We start from the raw sequence: 7045 nt of genomic DNA, 5'->3' as shown, positions 1-7045 counted from the left end.
GGAAAAAATACTCTACAATAGCGAAGCAGTAGATCATGACCTTGGCTTTATTTGGCTGCTCAGCGGTGTGGCCGCCCATCGGTTGACTGGAGATTCAGAGTCCAGAAGACGGGGATTGTTGGCTGCTAATTTGCTGGCGGCCCGTTTTAACGTGAATGGCCGCTTTATTCGCGCGTGGAACTTCCATTCGAAAGACATGGACACACGAGGTGTTGCGATTATAGACAGTATGATGAATTTACCCTTGCTCTATTGGGCTTCAGAGGAAAGCAGAGATCCACGCTTTGCTGCTCTTGCTGTTCAGCATGCAGATACCGTGGCACGTGAGTTCATTCGTTCAGACGGTTCCATCGCGCATGTGATTGAGTTCGATCCGGAGATTGGAAAAAAGGTCGCTGAGCATGGCGGGCAGGGATTTGCTCCCGGTTCCGCCTGGGCACGCGGCACGTCTTGGGCCCTGTACGGTTTTGCGCTGTCATACGGGTACACGCGCGATTCGCGTTATTTAAAGGTGGCCGAGAATACGGCTGACTTTTTCCTATCCCAGTTGGGCGACGCTTGCCTGCCTGTGTGGGATTTTAGAGCCCAGGAAGGGCACCGCGAAGCATGGGATTCGTCAGCTGCGGCCATTGCCGCCAGTGGTTTGCTGGAACTGGCAAAATATTCGGCACGTGCAGAGCAATTTACAAAAGCTGCAGAATCCATCCTCAAGGGCTTGCATCATACGTGTACAGCATGGGGCGAAGAACATGAGGGGTTGCTGATGAACGGAACCGTACATTATCCTGAGCAAAGACACATCAATGTGCCTATTATCTACGGCGATTACTTCTTTGTCGAAGCATTGGCAAAGCTGCGTGGTGAGGAAGGTTTGTTTAGTGTTGAAAAGCGAGAAGCATAGTGAGTCAGGTGGGCAGGAACAACCCATTTCCAATCGGGCTGTCGCTTGTAAATGCACAGAATGAATAAGTAAGCAGCGTATGTGTAAACGAGATTACACATACGCTGTGTTTTTTTGCACCTGAAAAAGACTGAATTTAATTCGATGCCAAAGTACTACATATAGGTAGATAAGAACCCCAGCGGTATTAATTTCTAGTCCGAACAGATGAATAGCATAGTATATGAGCTCTTTATTCCTATTAAAATTTTCATTTTGATGCATGAAAATAGGTCCTTTTACTTGTTTATGAGTGTTTATTCGTAAATTGACAATTTAGGGAAGTGAGCCTATGATATCTCCTTGGGTAAAGGAATAAAATGGATTTTAACGAAAGTAAAGGAGTTACATCATTATGACAGCAACAAGTGATAGCGTAAGAAAGATTTACGGAGGATTTTGGGTAAGAACGGCAGCGTTTATCATTGATCTGATCATTGTCTTTGCGATAGTTCTTTTGGTTGGGGGGACATTTTCCATAATTCCAGTTCTTCTGGATATAGAGGAGACGGGTTTCATACTAGAATTTTTAATATGGATGCCGCTGATTCTTTGGCTTGTGCTACCATGGCTATATTGTAGTTTTTTGGAATCATCGAAAGTACAGGCTACCCCGGGAAAAATTGTGTTTTCTCTAGTTGTAGTCAACAGCAAAGGAAACCGCATAGGATTCTTACACGCGTCCGGACGGTACTGGATTAAAGTCATTTCTTTTATTCTTATTCATATTATTTACATTGTGGTCGCTTTTACGGCGAAAAAACAGGGAGTGCACGATCTATGTGCCAATACATTGGTTGTAAATAAAAAAGAGTTGCGACGATATGAGCAGGACTCGTCCTTGCATCCAGTGGCTTCTAATATCACGAATTAAGGGGATTGTCGTCGCAGAAGAAGGAATATTATGTAATATAAAGTGAATAATAAAAGACGATAGCTGGAACAAATTCCAGATTTGATGCAGCAAAAGTGAAAAAGAAACCAGCCAATGCTTAAAAACATTCGCTGGTTTCTTTGTTTTCTCATTATGTCATGAAAAAATTCCATTGTGACAAAATAAAAAATGTAAGTTATTCTTACAGTTTACATGTTCTTTTTGGCTTGTTTTGCGTTATAATGAAAGGATGCACATTATGAACGAATTGGAGGCACAGCCCGATTGACTACTTATCCTTTTGCCTTTGATCCGTCCAAGCCGTTTATTGAGCAGGCAAGTGACTGGATTGCAGATGTATTTTATGAAGTTTTGCCTGAAGTCGGCTTTGAGGTTCGGGATGAACAAATTTATATGGCATTCCAGCTGGAACGTGCCTATAAGGAAAAAAAGACCATTTTTGCGGAAGCAGGTGTAGGTACTGGCAAAACGCTGGTATACCTGCTGTACGCTATTGCATATGCCCGATATACGAGAAAACCGGCGATTATCGCCTGTGCGGATGAATCATTGATTGAACAGCTGGTGAAGCCAGAAGGAGATATTGCCAAGCTGGCACAGCACTTAAGCTTGACGATTGATGCCCGATTGGGAAAGTCGCCGGATCAATATATTTGCCTGAACAAGCTGGACGAGGTGCGAGGCGGGGTGGACGAGGACGCGGATGTTTTCCGCGATATTTACCAGGGTCTGCCTGATTTTGTTCATTTTCCAGATACGTTACAGTCTTTCACTCCATATGGGAACCGGAAAGAGTATCCCGATCTAACCGATGGACAGTGGGGCAGACTTGGATGGGATGTATTCCAAGACTGTCTCGTTTGTCATCAGCGGCATCGTTGTGGACAAACATTGTCTCGTGATCATTACCGCAAAGCGGCAGATTTGGTCATCTGCTCTCATGACTTTTATATGGAGCATGTATGGACCTACGAAGCAAGAAAGCGCGAGGGTCAGCTGCCGTTGCTGCCAGAGCACAGCTCTGTTGTGTTTGATGAAGGGCATTTGCTGGAGACAGCGGCACAAAATGCGCTTACTTACAAGCTTAAGCACACTCAATTTGAGTCTATTATTACCCGGTTGTTAGAGGGGGAAGTGCGGGAATCACTGGCGATGACGATCGAAGATGCAATCTCCCAAAGTGAGGTTTTGTTTGCTGCGCTCGATAAGAACAGTCAGCCAGTACAGGGGTCTAATCGTAAGGAATTTATCCTGAATGAGTCGTTGATTCGGGAGGTGAACCGTTTTGGTGAACTGATCGGCACGATCGAGGAAGAGCTTGTGTTTGAAAGCGGGTTATTCTCGCTGGATGAGTATCAAGTCAAAATTGTAGAAGAGCATTTGGAAATGATTCAAACTGCTCTGGCCTTGTTTAAGCGTCCTGAACTTCTCATTTCATGGGTGACGGAGGATCAGGATGGATTAACGCTTGTGGTTATGCCGAAGATGGTAAAAGAGATTCTCAAAGAACGAGTATTTGCGCAGCGTATGCCAATCGTATTCTCTTCGGCAACACTTTCCGTGGAGGGCTCATTTGACTTTATGGCGCAAAGCCTGGGCGTTGAAAACCCGCTCACGTTTTCCGTTGCTTCACCTTATGACTACAGTGATCAGATGCAAGCGGCACTGTACCCGCTGCAAGCAGGATATAATCCAATCCCGCGAGTGCTGACACTGCTGGAGAAATCACAGGGAAGAGCACTCATTCTGTTTCCTTCTCAGGAGGAACTGACAGCATTCCAAACGGGTCTCGCTGCTTACCCTGAGGCATCCGCCTATCGTTTTCTGTATGAAGGTTCGGCTGAAATCAGCCATTTGATCTCAACTTTTCAGAATGATGAGGAAAGTGTATTGTGTGCTGTTACATTATGGGAGGGGTTGGACATCCCTGGACCGTCCCTGTCGCATGTCATCATCTGGTCGTTACCATTTCCTCCAAATGATCCAGTTTTTACAGCTCTGCGCAAGGATGCAGCAGATCCATTTACTGAGATAGACATGCCCCACATGGCACTTAGGCTCAGACAGGGCATAGGGCGTCTAATCCGCTCGCGTAGTGATCAGGGCTGGATCTCGATCATGGGTCAGGACTTGACTCGTCCGGAGGTACGTACACAAGTTGAACAACTACTGCCTGCAGGCGTAGAATGCACCGTAATTGAAGGAAATCAGGAGGGAATAAAGACATGTTGAATTTTACAGCCTATACAGTAGATCAAATTAAAGATGCTTTTGGTATTTTGAGTGGACAGCGTTATGAATTTATTATTGAGGTTGAGGTAGAGGAAGACGACGAGCTATACACTGAGAACGGGATGTATATCCGTGCTCTTTATTTAGTTGACGAAGAAAAGACAGGGCTGCTGAAGTATGAATTGTTTGAAAAAGTAACGGATCGTTACATCGAGCTTGAACTTGAAGATGATGAGCTGCAAGCAGTTGAAAACTTCTGTAAAGAACATGTACAGGATGAAGCAGTAAGTTAACAATAAGGACACTTAGCTAATACACTATATATTGCAACCTATAATGAAGGATATCAAGGAGCCACGGCATGATCGGGCTCCTTTTTTCTATGCCTAGTGAAAAAAGTTATTTGCTCTAGCGCAGTCTGTCCCATACATTTACCATAAACAGCATAGCACCCGTCGCGAACAATACCCACCCTATATCGACCCACACTCCAGCCTCTGCAATCGCGTGATTTTTCCCTATAATTGCCAATGTTAACATCGGCTGACTGATATTATGTATCCAAAAGTGGATACGTGCCAGAATCGTAACTGAAAGTGCGGGAAAGGCCACATAGATTAGACCTATAAGCCCAAGAGTCGTCCAACCAAGCAGATGGATATGGGACTGAATAGAAGACAGGCTAGGATCACCTGACACGCCAATGATTACACTAAGCAGCACACCGAGGGCAAAATATACGGCAGCGATCTTTAAACATAGCTTACCCATAGATGGCATCCTCCTATGTTAGAAATGGGTATTTTGAGAGATTATTCTCCATCATATCGAGGCAGGATATCTAGGGGGTGGGTGTTGTGGCTGGTCCATTTGACAAAAGCTTCAAATACACATAAAATCTTATTGCATAAATACTTACCGCATTACTATGTTTTTTGGAGAAGACAGCGAATTTCTCCGACAATGGGCGCTAATTTTTGACCGTTGGTTTATTTTGGATTCGCCATTAAAAGGAGCTTGAAATTATGAATGTATATCGCAATACCCTTGAACTCATTGGGCGTACGCCGTTAGTGGAGCTGAATAGCTATTCCCTACCCAGAGGAATTCGTCTGTTCGCCAAGCTGGAGTTTATGAACCCCGGCGGTAGTGTAAAGGACCGCGTGGGAAAGGCACTCATTGAAAAAGCGTTAAAGACAGGTCAGTTGAAGCCGGGCGGGACTTTGATAGAAGCAACAGCTGGCAATGCAGGTATTGGTCTAGCGATGGCCGCGCTTCATTATAATATCTCGGTTATTTTTGCTGTGCCTGAGAAGTTCAGCCAAGAGAAACAGGATTTAATGAAGGCATTGGGAGCACGTATCGTTCATACCCCGACAAGTGAGGGAATGAAGGGAGCCATTGAAAAAACAAAGCAGTTGGCTGCTGAAATCAAAGATGCATACTTGCCGCAGCAATTTAGCAATCCAGATAATCCAGAGGCTTATTATACGACAATGGGACCTGAAATTTGGAACGATCTGGACGGTAAAGTTGACGTATTCGTGGCAGGAGCAGGCTCGGGAGGCACATTTATGGGCACCTCGCGTTATCTAAAGGAACAAAATGCTGCCATTAAAACGGTCATCGTAGAGCCTGAAGGGTCCATTTTGAATGGCGGCGAGTCAGGTCCACATAAAACAGAAGGAATTGGCATGGAATTGATCCCTGAGTTTGTGGATAAAGGGTATTTTAATGCCATTCATACCATTAGCGATGCGGATGCATTTAACCGCGTCAAGGAATTGGCCGAACGTGAAGGGATTCTCGTGGGCAGTTCCTCCGGTTCTGCTCTGCACGCTGCTTTACTGGAAGTAGAGAGCGCACCGGATGGTGCTCATATCGTCACTATTTTCCCGGATAGCAGTGAACGTTATCTGAGCAAAAAAATATATGAAGGCGGGATATAAAATGAAACGCAAAACAAAACTGATTCACGGTGGACTCCCTACTGATCCTCATACTGGCGCGGTTAACGTTCCTATTTATCAGGTAAGCACTTACGAGCAAGAGGAGATCGGGGTTCATAAAGGATACGAATATTCGCGTACAGGCAATCCGACCCGGTTTGCGCTGGAGGAGCTGATCAAGGAACTGGAGGAGGGCAAACGTGGTTTTGCTTTCGGCTCGGGGATGGCAGCAATTCATGCGGTATTTTCCTTATTTAAAGCAGGGGATCATATTTTGCTGACTGACGATGTGTACGGTGGCACTTATCGTATTGTAAGCAAAGTGCTTAGTCGGATCGGAATTGAGTCCACATTTGTAGATACGACGGATTTGGAGGCTATCTCCAAAGCCATTCGTCCAAATACGAAGGCATTGTATGTTGAAACACCAACGAACCCGCTGTTGAAAGTTACTGATATCCGTGCAGTTTCTGAGCTGGTGAAAAAGCATGAGCTTTTGTTGATTGTGGACAATACATTTGCGACCCCTTACTGGCAGACGCCAATAACACTCGGCGCTGATATCGTCGTTCACTCTGCTACCAAATATTTGGGTGGACACAGTGATGTTGTAGCCGGTCTGGCTGTAGTCAACAGTGAAGAGTTGGGCGAGCAGCTTCATTTTCTGCAAAACGCCATTGGCGGTATTCTCGGTCCGCAGGATTCATGGTTATTGATCCGCGGTATCAAAACCTTGGGCCTGCGTATGGAAGCGATCGAGAAAAATGCAAATGAAATTGCAGCCTTTTTGGAAAAGCATCCGAAGGTTAGTAAGGTGTACTACCCTGGTTTGGAGAGCCATGCACAGCACGAGCTATCCAAAACTCAAGCTGAAGGCTTTGGCGGCATCATCTCGTTTGATGTAGGTAGCGATGCCAACGCAGTTGCACTTCTGAAAAAAGTGAAGTATTTTACACTGGCTGAGAGCCTGGGAGCAGTTGAAAGTCTGATTAGCGTTCCGGCACGTATGACGCATGCCTCCATTCCGGC

7 protein-coding genes are annotated in these 7045 nt (G+C 45.3%); 6 read left to right on the top strand and 1 reads right to left on the bottom strand.

The features are described from left to right. From AC5V8P_RS21640 to AC5V8P_RS21625, 4 genes are all read left to right on the top strand, one after another. Positions 1 to 901: glycoside hydrolase family 88 protein (locus AC5V8P_RS21640; protein ID WP_495473849.1), on the top strand; the 901-nt coding region annotated here is incomplete at its 5' end. Between the two features lie 394 nt (positions 902 to 1295). After that, positions 1296 to 1814 (top strand): RDD family protein, encoded by a 519-nt coding sequence (locus AC5V8P_RS21635; RefSeq protein ID WP_064797910.1) that lies wholly within the window; start codon positions 1296 to 1298, stop codon positions 1812 to 1814. 285 nt (positions 1815 to 2099) lie between these two features. Next, positions 2100 to 4067 (top strand): ATP-dependent DNA helicase, encoded by a 1968-nt coding sequence (locus tag AC5V8P_RS21630; RefSeq protein WP_064797909.1) that lies wholly within the window; start codon positions 2100 to 2102, stop codon positions 4065 to 4067. Continuing rightward, complete coding sequence (locus tag AC5V8P_RS21625; protein WP_064797908.1) at positions 4061 to 4360, top strand: DUF6509 family protein; 300 nt, start codon at positions 4061 to 4063, stop codon at positions 4358 to 4360. Before AC5V8P_RS21630 ends, AC5V8P_RS21625 begins: the two co-directional genes overlap by 7 nt. Positions 4361 to 4475: 115 nt before the next feature. Here the strand turns inward: AC5V8P_RS21625 and AC5V8P_RS21620 are convergent, their stop codons facing one another. After that, positions 4476 to 4838: a hypothetical protein gene (locus tag AC5V8P_RS21620; RefSeq protein ID WP_064797907.1), complete on the bottom strand. Its 363-nt coding sequence runs from the start codon at positions 4836 to 4838 to the stop codon at positions 4476 to 4478. 254 nt (positions 4839 to 5092) lie between these two features. On the opposite strand from AC5V8P_RS21620, the gene AC5V8P_RS21615 reads away from it, so the two are divergent. Together AC5V8P_RS21615 and AC5V8P_RS21610 are read left to right on the top strand one after the other, a co-directional pair. Continuing rightward, complete coding sequence (locus AC5V8P_RS21615; RefSeq protein ID WP_064797906.1) at positions 5093 to 6016, top strand: PLP-dependent cysteine synthase family protein; 924 nt, start codon at positions 5093 to 5095, stop codon at positions 6014 to 6016. Position 6017: 1 nt separating this feature from the next. After that, positions 6018 to 7045 (top strand): bifunctional cystathionine gamma-lyase/homocysteine desulfhydrase (locus AC5V8P_RS21610; RefSeq protein ID WP_495473848.1); only part of this gene is annotated, 1028 nt, incomplete at its 3' end.

The sequence above is a fragment of the Paenibacillus sp. N119s genome (assembly GCF_059447605.1).
Note: the sequence above shows the minus strand (reverse complement) of the source record. Positions and strands in the feature narration are given on the sequence as shown.